A 20,055-nucleotide genomic window follows, 5' to 3' on the forward strand; every position below is an offset into this window, starting at 1 on the left:
AACTCTAACAGTTCACCATTTATAATCCATGTTTTAACTCTATTTGCGGAATATATACATATTAAGTGTTAATTTTGCAATGTTTAATTGAAATTGTTCTGTACTATACTATTTATATTTATAGTCTTAACCCCTATTTTCTCTAAGGATTCCATGTATTTGGCATTATAGGTGTCAACCAAGCAATATAATAACACTATTTTATAATTCTTGTTTATTAGTGAACATAAAGTATTCCAAAGTTTCTCATGAACTTCTGAAGTAACTATATAAATAAGTCCACCATAAGAAATATATTTTATATTCATATCTATAAAATCACAAAAATCTATATTGCCATCACTTTTTTCTCTAACCATATCCTCCATAAATTCATTAAAAGACTGGAGATTATATACTTCTAGCTTGGTATTTTTACTATCACTTATAAATATTTTGCTTTTAATTCCATTTATGTTCATGTAGTTTATTAATGAAGCAGCTATCTCTATACATTTATCCTCTACCCATTTACCATTATCGGATGTGTAGCTTCCTCTACTCATATTCAAAAACACATTGCCAAGCTTTCCACTAGTACTTTCAAAATTTTTAACATAAAGCTGTCTATGTTTAGCACTTAACTTCCAATGAACTCTTTTTAAACTATCTCCACTTACATATTTTCTAATATCTTTTAACAAAGATGTGTCTTCATTAAAGTTTCTGTTTATACTTCTACTATCACAAGTTCCATCTCCAAAAACCCATTTACCATCTATAGAGTATATTTTAGGGTATACTTTTATCTGCTTATTTTCTACGTAATATTCCTTTTTCAAAGAAAATATATTAAATAAGTCGTATCCTATTATATTAAACTTTCCTAAGTCAAACACTCCTCTAGAATTAAATGTCAAATTCAGCTTTATAATTCCACTTGTATTGGAATCTACATACACGCAATGTCCATTATAATTTTTATCGAATAGCTTAATGCTATTATTAAATATATAAAGATATGGGATACTATAGTCTTTTACTAATATCTCCAAATCATCACTTTCACCTACTGTATAAGAATTCTTTTTGCCTCTAAAAACTACATGTAAGTTTTCCATTACTTTATATATGTATATAAGCTCAATAATTAACGTAACCACAAAGGTATAAAAAACAGCATAAGGAAGATTTCCTCCCAATATAATTGCTACTATAAAGGAGATTATGAGAATAAATATAAATTTTTTATTTATTTTTACCATTTTCATTTACCTTTGGTACCGCTATAGTACTTAAAATATCTTTGACTACATCATCTGATGTATAATTGCTTACCCTTGCTGAAGGGGTTAATATTATTCTGTGGCTTAATACTGATAGAGCATTATCTTTCACATCTTCAGGTACTACATAATTTCTCCCATTCATAAGTGCATTAGCTTGCGATACTCTAAGTAGTGCCAAAGTTGCTCTAGTACTTGCACCTAGTACTAAAAATTTATTATTTCTAGTGGCATCAATTATATTTATTATATATTTATTTATGTCCTCGCTAACATATATTTCTCTAGCTTTATGCTGCAATAGCATTATATCTTCTGCTTCTGCAACGGCTTCAATATCTTCAATAGGCTCATTTTTTCTATATACATTTAATATGCTTAATTCTGCATCCTGACTTGGATAACCTATTCTAACTTTCATCATGAATCTATCTAGTTGAGCTTCTGGAAGTGGATATGTACCTTCATACTCTATAGGATTTTGAGTAGCTAAAACAAAAAAAGGACTTTGCAGTTTATATACATTATTTCCTTCTGATACCTGTCTTTCTTCCATTACTTCAAGCAGTGCTGCTTGAGTTTTAGGGGAAGTTCTATTTATTTCATCTCCCAAAACTATATTAGCAAAAATAGGTCCTTTTATGAATTGAAATTCCATAGTCTTTTGATTATAAATAGACACTCCTGTTATGTCTGAAGGCAACAAGTCTGGTGTAAATTGTATCCTACTATAGGACAAATTAAGTGACTTAGCTAAAGCTTTCACCAACATAGTTTTACCAACACCAGGTATATCTTCTATGAGGATATTTCCATTGGATATTATACCCTTTAATATATTTCTTATTTCAGCATTTTTACCTATTATAACCTTTTCCATATTATTTATTATTTTTTCTATTAATTCAACTTCTTTACTCACTTCTATTACCCCCTCTTTTTTTGATTAATTCCCAAACACCAACCTTAATCTCCAGTAACTAATTTCCAGTAACCAGTCCCAATCCCAAATTTTCTTAATTTTTAATAGGTATTTACATCTATTATATAACTTTAATCTGACTTTTTCTATTTTTTCCATAAAAATAATACTCATAAAAATATGAGTACTATTTTTTTAATTATATTTTGTTAAAATTATTCCGAGCTTTTATACAAGTCATAGAAGAGAAATTTCATAATTCCAATACATTGTACCTTTTTGTTGTTCAATCACTATATTTATTTAATCATGTTTTTAATTTGTTTTACTAGTATCTGTACTTGACGTTGCTGGCTCCTTACCTGGGTTAGAAGTTCCTGTACCTGATTTAGGAGTCTCTGTACTTGGTTTAGTATCTGTCTTAGGAGTTTCCGTACTTGGTTTAGCAGGTTCTACACCTGGTTTGGTACTTGGCTTAGGAGTTTCTTCTGGTTTTTTTTCTGGTTTCTTAGTTCCTTTTTTTACTATGCCGTTTACAGGTCTATAGAAGTCATCTGATATTAGTTCCTTTTTAACAAGATTTCCGTTTTCATATATATTTCTATAAACTTTAACTTTATAACCTGTATGTGCAGGTTGAATCTCCTCCGTCTTTCCCTCTTCTAAATTCGGATCATCTTTGGTCTGAACTGTTGCTTGCAAAGTTTGATACACAGTATTCTCTAACGAATAAGTTCTATTTTTTAAACTTTTATTGCTGTATATATTGAATGTAACCACTCTACCGCCTGTGTATCCTACAACATAAATAGGATATTCAAATGTATTTTTAAATTTATAGTCTATATTTCCATAATCTACAGTAGCGTCCATACCATAAGGCACGTAACTAGATGGAAATGAATGATGAGCTCTTTCTACAGAACTTAACCCAGCCTTTAGTACTGCATTGTAAAGAGTACTAGATACTTGACATACCCCTCCACCTAATCCTGACTCCAACTTATTTCCAACTATTACTCCAGCTGCCATATAACCCTTTTCTGCTGTCCTTCTTCCCACTACATTATTGAAACTAAATACTTCTCCTGGCATTACCAACGTACCATTTATACTTTCAGTAGATAACTTAACATTAGTGGCTCTTTGGTAGGATGAACTTCTATAGCTTGTACTAAAAGTTGCTAGTAAAGTATCTATTTGTTTCAATTTTTCCTTAGTAACCTTTGGTTTTGCCACTTGTAGTGGCGCATCTAAGGCAAAATCTTCACCATTATTTTTTTCTATCTCCTCTTTTATTTTCTTCTCTAATTTATCTGCTTGTAGCTTTTTGCCTTCAACTTCTGAGATTATTTGTATCCCACCTGCATTAGTGAAGTTTATTTTTGCATCCTTAGGTTCTTTATCTACACTTTTAGAGATTTCAGCAATTATATCTCTTATTTTCTCATAGTCGTAAGTAAATTTAAGAGTAAAATTCTTTTTTTTTTGCCTTCTTTATGTCAAGGTATTTTTTAAAAATATTGCCTTCTTTACCATAGGAATACGCTTCATCTAAAGCAGAATTAATGTCATATTTAATATTCAAATTAGAGTATTGTATATAATAACTTTTTCCTTCTGCCTTTATGGTAATTTTGTTATTTCTTTCTATGGAATTTTGCTTTTCACCTAATATCTTCAAAGCCTGTTCCTTAGTTTTTCCTGATAAGTCTAAGCCCCCTATCTTTATTCCCGGTAAAATGACTCCTTGGTATTTTTTCACTTTAAAATAGGCGTAACTAGTAAATCCTACTAAAAAACATATAATTATTGCTATAAATGTAACAACTATATTTCTAAATCGTCTGCTCGTTTCATTTCTTGTTATCATAGTAATTCTCTCCTTTACATATCCTAAATCATTATACTACAAAAACCGCTAATGTTAATATATTTTTATATTTAAATATACTATAATATTTTTTCTATATTACCAATTTGAGTATAATAATTTTATTTAAAAAAATATTTAATTATGCTAAAATTAATTTATAAACACTTGAAACTATTTTAGGGGGAATTGACATGAATTTAAATGAGGGAAAAATTAAATACTATTTAAATAACATTCTAACTATACCTAGTCCAACAGGTTATACTAATAAAATAATGGACTATATAAAAGAAGAATTACACATTATGGGTGCCTATTATTACACTACTAACAAAGGCGCCATAATTGTTTCTATTAAAGGAAAAGATGATGAAAACCAAAGAACTTTATCTGCCCATGTGGATACGTTAGGAGCTATGGTTAAAGGCATTAATGCCAATGGTACTTTGGCTTTAACCCCACTAGGTGGATATATGATGAATTCAATAGAAGGAGAAAATTGTACTATAGAAACTATAGATGGTAAAGTTTTCACTGGAACAATTCAAACAAAAAAACCTTCTGTACATATAAGTGGTAATGATGCCAGGGAGCTTAAGAGAATCCCTGAAAATATGGAAGTAGTTTTAGATGAAAAGGTTTTTTCCAAAGAAGATGTGGAAAAATTAGAAATAAGTGTAGGTGATTTTATATGCTTAGATAGCAGAACTTCATTTACTGAAAAAGGTTTTATAAAAACAAGACATTTAGATGATAAAGCTAGCGTTGCTATTCTTCTTTATGTTATAAAATACATATTAGAAAATTCTTTAGAACTTCCTTACACAACCAACATATTAATAAGCAATTATGAAGAAGTAGGTCATGGTGCTTGTTATATACCTAAAAAGACCAGGGAATTTATATCCGTTGATATGGGCGCTCCTGGATTAGACCAAAATTCCTCTGAATATAGCGTATGTATATGTGCCAAAGACTCTTCCGGTCCTTATGATTTAGATATTAGAAAAAAGCTAACTAATATATGTAAAAAAAATAATATAGATTATAAAATAGATACTTATCCTTATTATGGTTCTGATGCCTCAGCTGCACTTAGGGCTGGTTGGGATATAAAAACTGGTCTTATAGGTCCTGGCGTTTTTGCATCCCATGCTTACGAAAGAACTCATATGGATTCTATTTTAGCTACTGTGGAGCTTGTTCTTAACTATTGTTCCTGCAATTAGACAACCTTTCACATAAAAAACTACCAAGTTTTTTTATGCATATTCTGCTTAAAACTCGGTAGTTTTTTTATCATGGCTGCTGTCATAAGACCTGATGGCAACTATACCTATAAATAATAATCTCCAAGTTTTAGACAAAGTAAAAAAGCTTCATCTAAAACTTAAAAATTTGTTTATTAGAATAAGAAAGGGGCTACTTATATTGATAACTTTCTATTGTTTTTTCTGAGATTTTTTATATTTTCTCTCTCATCTTCACTTAACCTTTTAGATTCTAATATTTTTTGTATAGATTTATTTCTAACTTCCCGGGAAATCTTTTCACTTTCTATAAATTCTAAAGTCAATGACTTATCCTCAAAATAACAAGTACTTATAAGCCAAGCCATACCCATTACCACATAATATTCCTTACTGTCCACATACCTTATCATGAGAAATATATCTTCTATGTGTTTTTTATCTGTAAAATAGTTGTTTAGTAACACTAGTCCAAATCTAATCTCCCATGGGTTAGTGCTACGTATATATTTTTTAGTCCTTATAAAAAAACTTTCTCTGTTCTTTTTGACTACTTTTTTCAAGCTCCCAACAAAACTATCACATAAAGCCCAATTATGAATTCTTAGAATGTATAAATCTATATTATTAAACATTTCCTTAGTATCTCCATAAGGCAGATTAGGAAAAAGCATACCTTGAATAAGCTTTTCTTCGTAGGTATCCCCCTCTTCCAAAAAATTATAGAAATTCATCAAATCATTATTCTTAGAAAGACTTTTACTTATCTTCTTTAGATTAGGAATTCTAATGCCTATAGATTTCCCTAAGTTAGGAATAATTTTCTCATTAAATTTTTTATACTCCTCATCTTTTATAGAATATAAAAATTCTTTAAATTCTGCATAACTTTCCTTATTCCATTGAATAATACTTAAATTATCTACATCCATATAATCTCTCCCAAAAATTTATTTAATTTACCATCCTCCAGAAGAGCCTCCACCAGAAGAACTTCCTCCGCCGAAGCCTCCAAAGCCTCCGCCAGAACTTCCACCGGAACTTCCTCCACCAAAACCCCCAAAGCCTCCAAAGTGATCATCGTCATCATCATGAAAATTTTTTCTTCCACTTCTTCCGTTAAAAAGGGAATCCCAAAACATAAATTCCATTAATTTACCTAAAAATCTACCCTTATTTCCAAAAACATCTAATAATATAAGTATAATTATTATACTTATAAATTTACTCGAGCCTTTAGAACTACTTCCAGCTCGTTTTTTAGGCAAGTTAACTTTTTTATTTTTATCTAAACTTACATTATATTCCTTAGCTATTTTATCTACCAATGCGGAATAGCTATACTTTAACCCTTTACCATAATTACCTTTCTTACCTTCTGGCTTAAAATACTCTTCTAATATTCTTTTAGATTGTATATCTGTAACAGCTCCTTCTAATCCTGTGCCAACTTCAACTTTCCATTTTCTATCTTCCTTAGACACTAGTATTAAAAGTCCATTATTTTTACCTTGCTGACCAATTCCCCATGTTCTAAAAAGCTTATTAGCATAGTCATCTAAGTCCTGACCTTGTAATGATTTTATAGTTACTATTACTGCTTGAGCACCAGTTTTATCCTCTAGCTCTTTTCCTATAGATACTATAGTCTCTAACTCATCTTTTTCTATTATGTTTGCATAATCATTTACATACTTATATTCTGTAGGCTTTGGATAACGAGCCTCTCCATATACCGGTTGAAGACATAAAAAACATGCAAAAAATATACTTAGCAAACTAAATAAAAATCTATTTTTCGATTTTTTCATAATCATACATCCCATTTAATTATTTTAATTTCTATTTACTCAACTTTGGCACATAAATTTTAATGATCATTTATACATTGATCATTACTCATACCTTTTGGTTATAACACTAAATAAAAAAGATAATTGTGATTTTATAACTGCGAAAGTTGAGCTATTAATCTAATATTTTTATGATTTTTTACAAATTTCTCTTTTTATATTAATGATTATTTCCCCTTTACATTAGAAAAATCTACTTTTGGAACTTCTTTTGCTCCATTGGAAGCCTTGTAATATTCTTTTTTCTCAAACCTAAAAATACCTGCCACTATAGAATTAGGAAATTTTCTTATGCTTACATTATATTTATTAACACTATCGTTATAATCTCCTCTAGCTATGGTTATTCTATTTTCTGTACCTTCTAATGATGTCATTAAATCTCTAAAGTTCTCGTTAGACTTTAACTCTGGATATTTTTCAACAACCACTAATAATCTAGATAGTGCTGATGATAATTGTCCATCTGCATTGGCCTTTTCTTGCATATTTCCTGCCCCTGCTAATTTTGATCTAGCTTCAGCTATATCTGTAAATATCTCTTTTTCTTGCGCAGCATATCCTTTAACAGTTTCCACAAGATTAGGGATTAAATCCATTCTTCTTTGAAGTTGCTTTTCTATTTCACTTTGGCTTTGCTCTACCTTTTGCTCTAAAGAAACCATTTTGTTATATGTTCCTACCAAAGGTAATGCTATTACTAGAATCACTGCTAAAACTATTAGAACTGTTTTTAAAGTTTTGTTCATAATATACACCTCCCAAAATACTCTATTCCTAATTTTAAATATAATATATCTATTATAATACATTTATAAATAAAATGCAGTTATTTTGTCATATAAATAGTTATTATTAATATTAAATATATCAATGCCCTATTCTATTATAATATTTAATTGGTATGTATAAGTTTGTATAATTATCTATATATTATAAAGTATATAACTTTACACACCAATTTATTATTCAATTTAATTTTTTATTTCATATCTAACTACTACAATACTTATACCTTCTACAAAAGTTAGAGATAACGGTAACCACACCAATTTCTAAGTTTCCTAGTTTCATACAGTTAATTATGATTATTATATATATCTGAAAACTCTATATTAATTCTTTCAATATTGTTGTATTTTTTTATGGAATCCTCTTGATAACAACTACAATTTTCTCCAACCAGCTTTACTGGAAGCTTTATTGTAAACTCAGTACCTTTATTTTCCTCACTCTTCAAAGAAATTATTCCTCCATGCATTCTTACTAAAGACTCCACTAAAGAAAGTCCTATACCACTGCCCTCTCTGTTTCTAGATAAAGATTTATCTACTTGAGTGAATCTACTAAATACTTCTTTTTGTTTCTCCTTGGGTATTCCTATACCAGTATCCTTAACTACTATATTTATGTAATCTCCCCTATCATACATGTTTACATATATACTTCCCCCAGGCTCAGTAAATTTAATAGCATTAGATAATAAATTTAAAATTATCCTCTCTATTTTATCTGGATCGCAAGCCATAATCTTCTCCTCTACATCCGTATCAAAAATTAGCTGTATATCATGTTTTTCTATATAATCTCCTACTGATAGGGATATATCCTCCACAAGATTTACTATATTACAATCACACATATGTATTTCATAAAATCCGGCACTAATTTTAGTAATATCTATAAGATTATTCACTACTCTTATTAACCTATAGCAATTTTGTTTCATTATACTTAAATATTTATTAAATTTAGAATCATTAGATTTGATTTCATCTTTTTTGTATAACTCCATAACCTGAAGTGCCGAAAATATAACATTTACAGGGGTTTTTAACTCATGAGAAATATTTGCAAAAAATTCATTTCTTATTCTATCATATTCTTTACGTTCTTTTAGTTGAATAGTCTTTTTCTTAACTTTTTCTTTTAGTTCTTCTATTCTATTTTTTTCTGATATGTCTCTTACTATTTCCATAACTGAAATATCATCTTCAAAAGGAACTAAAGTACAGGTGATTTCTAACTCTATAATTTTATTATCAACTTTCCTTACAAATTTTTCTTCTGTTGAAGGAATAACTCCTTCTCTTTTAACCCTATCTAATCTTTGTTGATTAATTGATACATATTTTTCATGAACACCCACTAAGCTATATATATTTTTTTCTAATATATCATGAGGAGATTTGTATCCAATTAAATTAGCATAATAATCATTACAATATTTAATAATTCCATTTTTATGGACTACAACACCATCAGGCATAAATTTGAGAAGTCTTCTATATCTATTCTTACTTTCTTCCAACTCCTCTTCAACTTTTTTTCTTTTAGTAATATCAAAAGCTAAACCTAAAATAAATTCCTTTCCACTGATGTTTATCTTTCCATTAATAAATTGAACCCATTTTTCCTCTCCATTTTTGCTTATAAGTTTGATGTCATTAGCACCTTTTTTCTTCTTTTTTTTAACATTCGAATGCATATTAAATAAATCTTTTCTACAATCTTTATGAAACAAATGACTAAATTTCATATTTATAATTTCTTCATTAGAATATCCCGTATATTTCTCTGCAACAGAATTCATATATATACACTTATCATCATCGTATATAAATGTAATTACAGAATCTAACTCTGTTACTGATTTAAATTTTACTGAGTTTTCGGTAACCTCCTTGGCAATTTTATATATATCTAATTCTCCATCATTGAAAATCTCCCCTACCATTGTTATTTCACCCCCAAATATAAAGTCCTTATACATCACATCCTTGATGTATACCTTTATATTCTACGGATTTTTTGTAAATTCCTTCTTTAAAATGAATACTTTTCTAATATTTTGAGCTTAATTTAATAATATGAATAATTTTCTCACTATAATTTTTTATATTTTCTCTATACACCTTAATATATCCACTGGGGTTATTCCTATCTAATTGAATAATCCAAGAAGTCTGTTCTTTTAAATGAAATGTATTATAATAACTGATTAAACTTATTAATATTACAATTGCTGCCATAATTACATTCTTTAATATTATATTATTCCTTTCTCTTCTCCTTCGTTTTGCTCTTTTCATTCTCATTTTACCTTCCTCCTATCTAATAAAGTTAACATTATAGCAATGTAATTTTAATATTAAATATCTTCCAGTATTATCTTATATGTCTATTTCAATTTATTTCCATTTAGTCTGTAGTATATATTATAAGGTTAATTCCATTTTTTTACAAGTGGATTATATAAAAAAAACATCATTTAGATATAATTAAATTAAATCCAAACGATGTTTTTGTTAAATTTTACTTATCATCAATTTTTCTATAAAACTCACAATATAAACTTATAGGACAATTTTCGCATTCTGGTTTTCTTGCTTTACATATTTTTCTTCCATGCCATATTATATAATGATGTGAATCACTCCACATTTCTCTAGGTATGTTTTTCATAAGTTCTTTTTCTACTATATCTACATTCTTACCTTTTCCTATGCCTATTCTATTAGACACTCTAAACACATGAGTATCCACAGCTATGGCAGGTACTCCAAAGGCGTTGCTTAAAACCACATTAGCAGTTTTTCTTCCAACACCCGCAAGACTTGTAAGTTCCTCCATAGTTTTAGGTACCTGTCCATTAAACTTTTCTATTATATCCTTTGTAGCACCTAATATATTTTTACTTTTATTCTTATAAAGTCCACAAGATTTTATCTTCTCCCCTAGTTCCTCTATGGTTAAGGTTATGATTTTTTCTGGAGTTCCATATTCTTTAAATAGTTCTGCTGTTACCTTATTGACCCTTTCATCAGTACACTGAGCAGACAATATAGTAGAAATCAATAACTGATATGGAGAGTTAAAATTTAATGCACACTTAGCTCCCTCATAAGTCTTACTTAATATATCCAAAACCTTAGAAATACTGTTTTCATCCATTATAAACACTTCCTTCAGAAATCCCTATTACCACATTTATTCATAAAACACTAATTATTTATACCTTCCTCTATACTCCTCCGGTATTAAATTAGCTATACTTTTCATAATATAATTCATAGCTCTTTCCCTATAATCCTTTTTATCCTCATCTTTATTAATCTTAGGAAGCTCTATAGGCTCACCAATATTAACACAAACGTCTGCATATTGAAACTTTTCTTTGCCCATATCCTGATCATTTATTGGTAGCAGCTTTTCCGTACCCGATAAACCAATAGGAACTATTGGAACTCTAGCCATCTTAGCTATTAAAAATGTTCCCTTTTTACCTTCTATCATTGCTCCTGTTCTACTTCTAGTCCCTTCTGGAAATATAAGTACATTTTGTCCATCTTTTAGAGTCTTCACTACATTGGATATAGCATCCTTATCTGCACTATTAGGTTTTATAGGTATAGTTTTCACCATATGTATTCCTAATCTTGTAAGCTTATTTTCACTTAATTTTACTCCTGCAACAAAGGTAGGATTTTTTTCTTTTAAAATTTTATTAAGAACTAGTCCATCTGAATTACTTAAATGATTACTTACAAATAAAGTAGGTCCTTTTATTTTATTTATATTTTCTCTACCCTCTAATTTTATATTAGCGTATTTATCTATATAGTTATTTAATATTTTTTTTGATAAGCATATCAATAATTTATCAGGCAACATATTTATAAGCTGTATCATAAATCCAGATATCATTTCATTTCCACCCTTCACTTAAATTACTCTTAGGCACATTCAAATAAATAATAAGTCATTATGCTAGTCTATTTTACGCCATACTGCGTCAGCAGAACCGGGCGATAGTCCACCAAAAGCGGAACCTGCTTCCTTGTCTGACGTCAAACATACTAGCATATTTGACTTGTTAATTCTTTTCATATACCTTATGTTATTCTACTATAATCATTCTAAATATATTATAGATGGAAATTCTTTAAAAGTCTATTGTGAATTGCCACTAAAACAAGCTATTGCCTATATTAGAATGGCAAGAAGATCTTCCAAACAATAAAGGAAGACTTTCTTGCCAAATTTACTATTTACAAAATCTATGTTTGCCAATGATTTTAATTAATGGCCTTGACCATATCCATTTACTTGTAGCCTTAGCAGGGTTAAAATAATACATAGCTCCTCCTGAAGGATCCCAGCCATTAAGTGCATCTCTAGCGGCTCTTATGGAGGACTCCTCTATTTTTGCATTTATTTGCCCATCCACTATAGCCGTAAATGCACCTGGTTGATATATTACTCCAGCCACACTAGATGGAAATTGAGGATTTCTTACTCTATTTAAAACCACTGCACCTACTGCTACTTGACCTTCATAGGGTTCTCCTCTAGCCTCTCCATTTATTAATCTAGCTAATAAATTTACATCTGCATTATTAGAGGAATATCCAGGAGAAGATGTAGTAGTTCCAGTACTTAAGCCTAATGCACTTAAAGTTCTAGCCCCTATTACACCATCTACTTGAAGTCCATTTTTAGCCTGAAAAGCCTTTACTGCTTGAAAAGTTTGATAACCATAAATTCCATCTATTTCTCCTTTATAGTATCCCCACTTTTTTAAGTTGTACTGAACTTTATATATTATATCTGCCTTAGCTCCATAGTAGTATGCCTCAGTTTGAATTGCCTTTTTATAATCTCTTGTATATATTTCCCCTACTGCATATGTAAGTGTAATGCTTATAAAGCAAACTATCATTCTACTTATAATTTCTTTTTTCACATTTAGGCACCCCTTTTGTTTTTCTAATAATGTTATTTTGCGCCCAAAATCAAAAAAAATACATGAAATAAGAAAAATTGTGATGTAAGTGCCGTAAAAAAAATCACACTTTAAGTCCGTGAAATAATTGTAATTTGGGACTAATCACAATACGCTAAGAACTTCTACATGTTTGCAGATTTCAATTCCCTAAAACCTTAACTCACTCCTTACGTCCCTCAAACAAGAAGGTTTCTTAACGGGAATTGAAATCTGCAAACATAAGAAGTTCTAAAGCTAGTTCCATAGTCCCCAATTCCAATTTTTTCACTCCCTTAAAGTGTGATTTTTCGGTTCATGCATAAGCTATCTATGGGGGAATACAGCTAACTAAAGGATGATTTTCCTCCACTACGTTATGGAAAATCTTTAGTTTAGATAAAAAAGTAAAATGGAAAAGTTAAAATTATTTCATTAAATGAAATAGTTTTAACTTTTCTCTTTAGCGCTTTAAAAATCTTTTATTGGCGCTAGCCACCTTAAATACGTAGGCATGATTAGGATTTATATAACTTATATTTCGCATGTATAAAATACCAATAAATTATTTTATTTGATTTTATAACTAACGCATAATTTTCATTACCGTTAAAATCTAAATATTTTTAATATTCATCTTGATTCCTCTAAACTAAGTTTTGTAAATTTAATAATATCAAATAATCTTAGTTTAGAGATATATTTTTAGAAATTATTTAATAGGTAATTTTAACCTGCGAAATGTGAGATATAAATTAATGTCTCACGGCAAAATATATTAGGCTTTATTTAGTGCTTTATTTTGACAAGCAATTATTTATTAGTCAGAAGTTTAACACTTAAAAGTTTTTTTGGCGTGAGCCTGTTGATTTATAATGAATGATCGTCATATAGGTTAAAAAACATAAATATGTATTATAATAACAAATTCTAACATCTAGAAACTATAACCTAGTACTAAAAAACATTTGATGACTAGGGAGTAAACGAAAGGCTCCGCCCAAAAAAATATTATGAGCGCTTTCTCATTTATTTACAAATTAAAGATTTTCTATAGCGTAGCGGAGGAAAATCATCCTTTAGTAGGCCATCTCCCCTAGAAGCAATGTACGCATGAACTGAAAAATCTGTCTTTAAGGTAACAATAAATATATTTTCTTAGACTATTGAGCTAGCCTTAGAAATTCTTTGTTTTCAAATTTCAATACCCGTTAAGAAGCTTTCATTGTTTGAGCGCCGTCAGAAGCGAGTTTGAAAGCTTTAGGGTATTGGAATTTGAAAACATTAGAATTCCTTGGCGTATTGCGAACAGTCTAATAAAATATATTTATTGTGGACTTAAAGACAGATTTTTCTTATGGCACTTGCTTCACAATATATTCTTATACTGCTTTTTTAAATTTTCTTTTTACTTTTAAAGGAACAACTTCATCTAAGATATCATTTATTATAACTATGCCACATAGCTTTTCATCTTTGTCTACTACTGGTATAGATAATAAATCATATTTTAAAGCATATTCCACTGCTTTTTCTATACTATCATCATCTTTTATAGAAACTATATCGGAATACATTATATCTTCAAGCTTGCTTTCTGGAGAATTAGTTACTAAATCCACTAGAGAAACAATGCCTTGGAGCTTTTCTTTTTCATCAATGATATATATATTATAAATAGACTCCTCATCTGGTTTAGTTTCTCTTAAAATTTCTATAGTTTCCTCAGCAGTTATATTCACATTTAAAGTTATAAAATCTTTATTCATTATACTTCCAATAGCCTCTTCTTCATACTGCATTAAGTTTCTTACTTCATTTTCATCTTCTTTATCTAAATTTAAAAGAATTTTCTCTCTTTCCTCTTCTTCCATATCCTCTAGCATATCTGCTATTTCATCATTAGGCATATTATCTAAAACTTCTCTAATTTTAAAACTATTTACATTCTTTAATATATCCTGCTGCACATCATGTTCTACTTCTTCCAATGTATCTGCTGCTAAGTCCTTTTCTAAACTTTCAAAAACTCTTTTTCTATCATCAGTATCCAGTTCCTCTAATATGTCAGCTATATCTGCTGGATGAAGCTTTGATAACTTTTCATAGGGTACTGATATTTTTAAATTTTTGTCTACCATTTCTATTGACTCAACACTCTCCCACATTACCATACTATCTTTAAGCTTTCTATGAAGAACCTTATATACTGTTGCCACAAACTTTTCAATACCTATTCTTCTTGCAGATGCCAATGTTCCTGATATTACTGCCACTATTTTTATTTCTGATACATTTTGAATTAATGTTAAATCATCTACTTTTATAACTTTTTTGCCGTTTATATCTACAATCTTTCTATTTAAAAGATGTTTTGAAAGCAAGTAAGAATATTTCCTAGGTATTATATCCCTTACTCCTCTCACTTTTATAGTTATCTTTCCAGTCTCCTCAAAAAACTCTATATTTCTAAATTCATAATTAAATACCTCTCTGTTAACCTTAACTTTATAACCTATAACTCTAGGGTATCCTTTTTCTGTAGTTACATAAATGTCTTTTAATATTCCTACACATTCGTCAAATTCATCATAAATCTTCTTGTTTAATATATTATTTAGATAAAAACTGCATATTTTCTTCATAAAGACCCCTCCTTGTACTCGAGAAGTATTTATGAACATATATATAAGACTAGTTTATAGATGCTTTTCCCTATTAAAACGCATTTTAACATGGAAAAACACCTATAACTAATCATCACAAATACTTCTCTTTATTATTCGATTTTTTGAATCATTATTATTAATCGCCGGTAATTGAGGATCACCCTCCATGAAATTTCACCACCTTATTAATTATTTTCCAAAATAAAAAAAGAGCTACTATTAGGCCCTTCTTCTCATGCAAATTAAATAATTCGTACGAGCTTTAGCACTATATAGCTTTGAATTTATAACTAAATTCAGCTACATTAGATAAAACCTTATTTTCGGTAGTATCTGTTGACCCATTGGCATCTCTCGATGTTTCCGGGCAGTAGCGTATATCTATATAGGAGCCTCACCTAACAAATTTACTATTTAAACTTTATTTAAACTTTATTTAAAATTATCTCTGTAATATTATTATATTATAAAACTTCTAAAATGCAATAAAATTTCTCATGCATTTAAGCTGTGTATACTTTTACATAAAAAATTTATTTTATAAATTTCTATTTAATATTATATATTAATTGTGTTAATATTAATAGTTGATAACTATTAATGAGAACATCATATGAAATGAAATTGCACATCTATAAATTATTATATGAATTTAGTAAATTGGAGGAAACAGCAATATATGACTATAAATAATAAATTTTTACCCATTTACAAAAAAGATCTTTTAGATAGAGGAATAGAACAATTAGATTTTATAATAGTTACTGGTGATGCCTATGTAGATCACCCTTCTTTTGGGACAGCTATAATAGGGAGAGTTTTAGAACATGAAGGTTTTAATGTTGGCATAATATCTCAACCTGATTGGAAAGATGCTAATGCTTTCAAAATTCTAGGGAAACCTAAATATGCCTTTCTTGTAAATTCAGGAAACATTGACTCCATGGTAAACCACTATACGGCCGCTAAAAAGAAAAGACACGATGATTTATACTCTCCAGGAGGGAAAAGCGGCTATAGGCCAGATAGAGCTGTTATAGTGTATTCAAATAAACTTAAGGAGGCCTACAAAGATATACCTATAATACTAGGTGGTATAGAAGCTAGCTTGCGAAGATTTGCTCACTATGATTACTGGTCTGATAAAGTAAGAAGAAGCATTTTATTAGACTCCAAAGCTGATCTATTAATATACGGCATGGGTGAAAAAACCGTAGTGGAAATAGCAAATCTTTTTAAGTATGGAATGAAAATAGAAAGTATGAATAATATAAAAGGAACTGTTTATAGCACTAATAACATAGATGAAATTAAAGACTTTCTAAAAATACCATCCTTTGAAGAGGTTTCAGAAAATAAAAAGGCCTATGCAGAAGCTTTTAAGCTTCAATACTTTGAACAAGATGCTATAAATGGGAAAACTTTAGTTCAAAAACATGGCGATAGATTTATAATACAAAACTCTCCTCAATGTCCCTTAAGCATAGAGGAAATGGATATAGTATACAATTTGCCTTACGCTAGAAACTATCATCCTATATATGAAAAAGACGGTGGCATTCCAGCTATTAATGAAGTGAAATTTTCCTTGACCAGCCATAGAGGATGTTTTGGTTCTTGTTCTTTTTGTGCTTTGACCTTTCATCAGGGAAGAGTAATTCAAAATAGAAGTCAAGAATCTATTTTGAAGGAAGCTAAAATTTTAACTAAATTAGATGATTTTAAAGGATATATACATGACGTAGGAGGTCCTACTGCTAATTTTAGACACAGGGCTTGTAAAAAACAGGAGACACTAGGCACTTGTAAAAATAAACTTTGTCTTTTCCCTACGCCTTGCAAGAATCTTATAATAGACCACACAGAATATTTAAATATGCTTAGAAAAATAAGAGAGATACCAGGAGTTAAAAAAGTTTTTATACGTTCAGGTATAAGATATGATTATTTAATTCACGATAAAAATACAGCGTTTTTTGAGGACTTATGCAAATATCACATAAGTGGTCAATTGAAAGTAGCCCCTGAACATATTTCTCCAAAGGTATTAAAACAAATGGGAAAACCCACTAGAGAAGTATATGAAAAGTTTGTGGATAAATATTTCCTTATAAATAAAAAACTTGATAAAAAACAATACCTAGTTCCATACTTAATGTCCAGTCATCCTGGGAGTGATTTAACTGCTGCCATAGAACTGGCTATATACATTAAAAAAATGGGATATACCCCAGAGCAAGTGCAGGATTTTTATCCCACTCCAGGTAGCCTTTCAACAACTATGTACTATACGGGTATGAATCCTCTAACTAATGAAAAAGTATATGTTCCTAAGGGCCAGCATGAAAAAAATATGCAAAGGGCATTACTTCAATTTTCCAAAGAGGAAAATTATAATTTAGTTAAAGAAGCACTTATAAAAGCTAGTAGAGAGGACTTAATAGGCTTTGGCAAAGATTGCTTAATTCCTCCTAGGCTTATAAGAAAAAATAGAAGTTCCCATGGTAAAGCAAAGTCTGTAAAGGGCACTGATGATTTCAATAGTACCCATAGCAAAAATACTAAATCTAAAAATACTGATGTTAAAAATAAAAATGCTAATACTAAAAATAAAAGCACTAAAAATAAAAATACTATTACTAAAAATAAAAGCACTAAAAATAAAAATACTATTACCAAAAGTAAAAATACTAGAATGAATAAAAGAGAAAGGCACTAATTAATGTGTCTTTCTCTTTTTATCTTATATAATATATAATCCAATAAAATCAACCATAAACAATTACTTATTAATAGATTAGGAATAAATTCCATGCTTATTATATTTAATAATATTTCTGCAATAGATACTACACACGCTATTGCTGAAAATACTATAAGTAATTTATTTGAGTTTTTCTCTTTAATCAGTACTATAAACCACATGCAGCATAAAGTATAAAAAGCTAATGCAATATTTTTAATTTGTTCAGCATTAATCATATTTACCATATAACCGAAATCCATATTGAGTATAATATATATCTGTCCCTTTAAAATAAATAAAATATATATTGCCACTGATGCAAAAAATACTATAAATAAGTATGAAAAATTTATTTTGCTACTTCTAGCCAATATACACAGGATTATACATACTATTATAGGCATAGATATAAAGTTTAAATATATAAGAGGTTTTAAAAAGTATAAATATGTCAAATTCTCAGTTATAAACATTATAATAAGAGCTATATTTCTAATAATGATACATAATACAGCTATATAGGTTAATATTTTTATTTTAAAAGGTGCTTTTTTGCATATTAAGAATCCCCTATAGCTTATATAAAACATAAACAATAATAAAGTCAAATATATATACTTCAATTTATACTCCAAAATAAATTAATATACTTAATATATATTAAACTAAATAAAATTTTATTACTATTGCTGTATTCATCAATATAACTGTAATACTTACAAGTATGCATCCTTAAAAATAACTTATAGTTACTGTTGTATACCTAATATCTTAAGTCCGCCTCTTATACATTTTATGTTAAGTGGAAAATCAGGTCCCCTCTCTCCATCTATGTCTGTAACAATATCTTCGTGACATTCTATATATAAATTATCTGTTTTAAAATAAATTAGTCCATTAACATTTTCTAAATGCTCGCCCTTTACTATTTTTATAAACAAAGGCAGCATATCTTTTATAGCACACGCTTTTATAATTATTACATCTAAAAGTCCATCATCTATTTCTGCCTTATAAGCTAAATTCAAATTGCCAGCGGTTCGTCCATTAAAAACCAACATAAGAAACATATCGCCATCATAATTAACTTCTTCTGATTTTACATTTATACTTAACTTTCTAAACCTTGGAAGCTGTTCTATTCCTTTAACATAGTAAGCTAACTTACCTATAGCATTTTTTAAATTTGTGTCTGTTTTTTGAGAAATATCTGTAAAAAGACCCGTACTAGCTACATTTATAAAGTATTTATTATTTATTTTTCCTAAATCAACAGTTTTAACTTTACTATTTAATATTTGCTCACAAGCTTCTTCTAGATTTTGAGGCATTCCTATTAATTTTGCAAAGTCATTAGCTGTCCCCACTGGAAGTATCGCAATAGGTAAATCTATTCCTTTATCCTTCATAGTATTTACAACATTATCAACTGTGCCATCCCCTCCAGCTACTAATACATAGTCATAATCATCATCTAAATCATTAAAAGCTTCCTCTACACTATATTCAAAGCTTATTCTATAGGGTACTACACTATAGCCATATTTTTGATGTATCCTTATAACATTATCTATATCTGATATTATAGAATTTTCTCCTGAATATGGATTATAAATAAATCTTACCTTTCCCATTCTTCTTCTCTCCTAGCAAATCTATTTTCTTAATTATAATTATAGACTATTTACCTTTTAATAATATATCATTTAT

16 protein-coding genes, 1 pseudogene and 1 riboswitch are annotated in these 20,055 nt (G+C 29.0%); of the genes and pseudogenes, 2 read left to right on the forward strand and 15 right to left on the reverse strand.

Annotation, left to right across the window (positions count from 1 at the left end):
- Positions 1–83: 83 nt before the first annotated feature.
- From CC89_RS10730 to CC89_RS19565, 4 genes and pseudogenes are all read right to left on the reverse strand, one after another.
- Positions 84–1,244: a DUF58 domain-containing protein gene (locus tag CC89_RS10730; protein WP_207641506.1), complete on the reverse strand. Its 1,161-nt coding sequence runs from the start codon at positions 1,242–1,244 to the stop codon at positions 84–86.
- Positions 1,228–2,187: an AAA family ATPase gene (locus tag CC89_RS10735; RefSeq protein ID WP_035292038.1), complete on the reverse strand. Its 960-nt coding sequence runs from the start codon at positions 2,185–2,187 to the stop codon at positions 1,228–1,230. Before CC89_RS10735 ends, CC89_RS10730 begins: the two co-directional genes overlap by 17 nt.
- 315 nt (positions 2,188–2,502) lie before the next feature.
- Positions 2,503–3,426 carry a VanW family protein gene (locus tag CC89_RS19560; RefSeq protein WP_051931717.1) on the reverse strand — a complete coding sequence of 308 codons (924 nt, stop codon included), beginning with the start codon at positions 3,424–3,426 and terminating at the stop codon, positions 2,503–2,505.
- Positions 3,427–3,516: 90 nt separating this feature from the next.
- Positions 3,517–4,060, reverse strand: a pseudogene (locus tag CC89_RS19565) (peptidoglycan binding domain-containing protein); the annotation flags it as partial.
- A gap of 194 nt (positions 4,061–4,254) precedes the next feature.
- Here CC89_RS19565 and CC89_RS10745 point away from each other — a divergent pair.
- The gene (locus tag CC89_RS10745; protein WP_035292043.1) at positions 4,255–5,292 is read left to right on the forward strand and encodes a M42 family metallopeptidase; all 1,038 of its coding nucleotides are present in this window, start codon (positions 4,255–4,257) and stop codon (positions 5,290–5,292) included.
- A 197-nt stretch (positions 5,293–5,489) separates the two neighbouring features.
- Here the strand turns inward: CC89_RS10745 and CC89_RS10750 are convergent, their stop codons facing one another.
- The 9 genes from CC89_RS10750 to CC89_RS10790 all read right to left on the reverse strand — a co-directional run bounded on the left by CC89_RS10750 (position 5,490) and on the right by CC89_RS10790 (position 15,575).
- Entirely contained in the window at positions 5,490–6,245 is a 756-nt protein-coding gene (locus CC89_RS10750; RefSeq protein ID WP_035292045.1) for a DNA alkylation repair protein, read from the reverse strand.
- A 27-nt stretch (positions 6,246–6,272) separates the two neighbouring features.
- Positions 6,273–7,124 carry a TPM domain-containing protein gene (locus tag CC89_RS10755; RefSeq protein WP_051931722.1) on the reverse strand — a complete coding sequence of 284 codons (852 nt, stop codon included), beginning with the start codon at positions 7,122–7,124 and terminating at the stop codon, positions 6,273–6,275.
- A 209-nt stretch (positions 7,125–7,333) separates the two neighbouring features.
- Complete coding sequence (locus CC89_RS10760; protein ID WP_035292050.1) at positions 7,334–7,915, reverse strand: LemA family protein; 582 nt, start codon at positions 7,913–7,915, stop codon at positions 7,334–7,336.
- A 329-nt stretch (positions 7,916–8,244) separates the two neighbouring features.
- Positions 8,245–9,903: a PAS domain-containing sensor histidine kinase gene (locus tag CC89_RS10765; protein WP_051931724.1), complete on the reverse strand. Its 1,659-nt coding sequence runs from the start codon at positions 9,901–9,903 to the stop codon at positions 8,245–8,247.
- Between the two features lie 106 nt (positions 9,904–10,009).
- On the reverse strand, positions 10,010–10,264 hold the full coding sequence (locus CC89_RS10770) for a hypothetical protein (protein WP_035292054.1): 255 nt from the start codon (positions 10,262–10,264) through the stop codon (positions 10,010–10,012).
- A 217-nt stretch (positions 10,265–10,481) separates the two neighbouring features.
- Complete coding sequence (gene nth / locus CC89_RS10775) at positions 10,482–11,120, reverse strand: endonuclease III (RefSeq protein ID WP_035292056.1); 639 nt, start codon at positions 11,118–11,120, stop codon at positions 10,482–10,484.
- Between the two features lie 54 nt (positions 11,121–11,174).
- Positions 11,175–11,873 carry a lysophospholipid acyltransferase family protein gene (locus CC89_RS10780; RefSeq protein ID WP_035293547.1) on the reverse strand — a complete coding sequence of 233 codons (699 nt, stop codon included), beginning with the start codon at positions 11,871–11,873 and terminating at the stop codon, positions 11,175–11,177.
- 340 nt (positions 11,874–12,213) lie between these two features.
- Positions 12,214–12,912, reverse strand: coding sequence for a spore cortex-lytic enzyme (gene sleB, locus CC89_RS10785; RefSeq protein WP_035292058.1), 699 nt, complete (start codon positions 12,910–12,912; stop codon positions 12,214–12,216).
- Positions 12,913–14,312: 1,400 nt separating this feature from the next.
- Positions 14,313–15,575 (reverse strand): magnesium transporter, encoded by a 1,263-nt coding sequence (locus tag CC89_RS10790; RefSeq protein WP_035292060.1) that lies wholly within the window; start codon positions 15,573–15,575, stop codon positions 14,313–14,315.
- A 263-nt stretch (positions 15,576–15,838) separates the two neighbouring features.
- Positions 15,839–16,012, reverse strand: a riboswitch (M-box (ykoK) riboswitch).
- A gap of 266 nt (positions 16,013–16,278) precedes the next feature.
- Between CC89_RS10790 and CC89_RS10795 the strand changes: the two genes are divergently transcribed.
- Positions 16,279–18,318, forward strand: a complete 2,040-nt coding sequence (locus CC89_RS10795) for a YgiQ family radical SAM protein (protein WP_035292062.1) — start codon at positions 16,279–16,281, stop codon at positions 18,316–18,318.
- Here CC89_RS10795 and CC89_RS20530 read toward each other — a convergent pair.
- Positions 18,315–18,605, reverse strand: coding sequence for a hypothetical protein (locus CC89_RS20530; RefSeq protein WP_185750741.1), 291 nt, complete (start codon positions 18,603–18,605; stop codon positions 18,315–18,317). The two genes, CC89_RS10795 and CC89_RS20530, sit on opposite strands and share 4 nt — an antisense overlap.
- A gap of 489 nt (positions 18,606–19,094) precedes the next feature.
- Positions 19,095–19,979 carry a YegS/Rv2252/BmrU family lipid kinase gene (locus tag CC89_RS10805; protein ID WP_035292064.1) on the reverse strand — a complete coding sequence of 295 codons (885 nt, stop codon included), beginning with the start codon at positions 19,977–19,979 and terminating at the stop codon, positions 19,095–19,097.
- Positions 19,980–20,055 lie beyond the last annotated feature (76 nt).

It is taken from the genome of Clostridium sp. KNHs214, from assembly GCF_000744935.1.
In the GTDB taxonomy this organism is placed as follows: Bacteria; Bacillota; Clostridia; order Clostridiales; family Clostridiaceae; genus Haloimpatiens.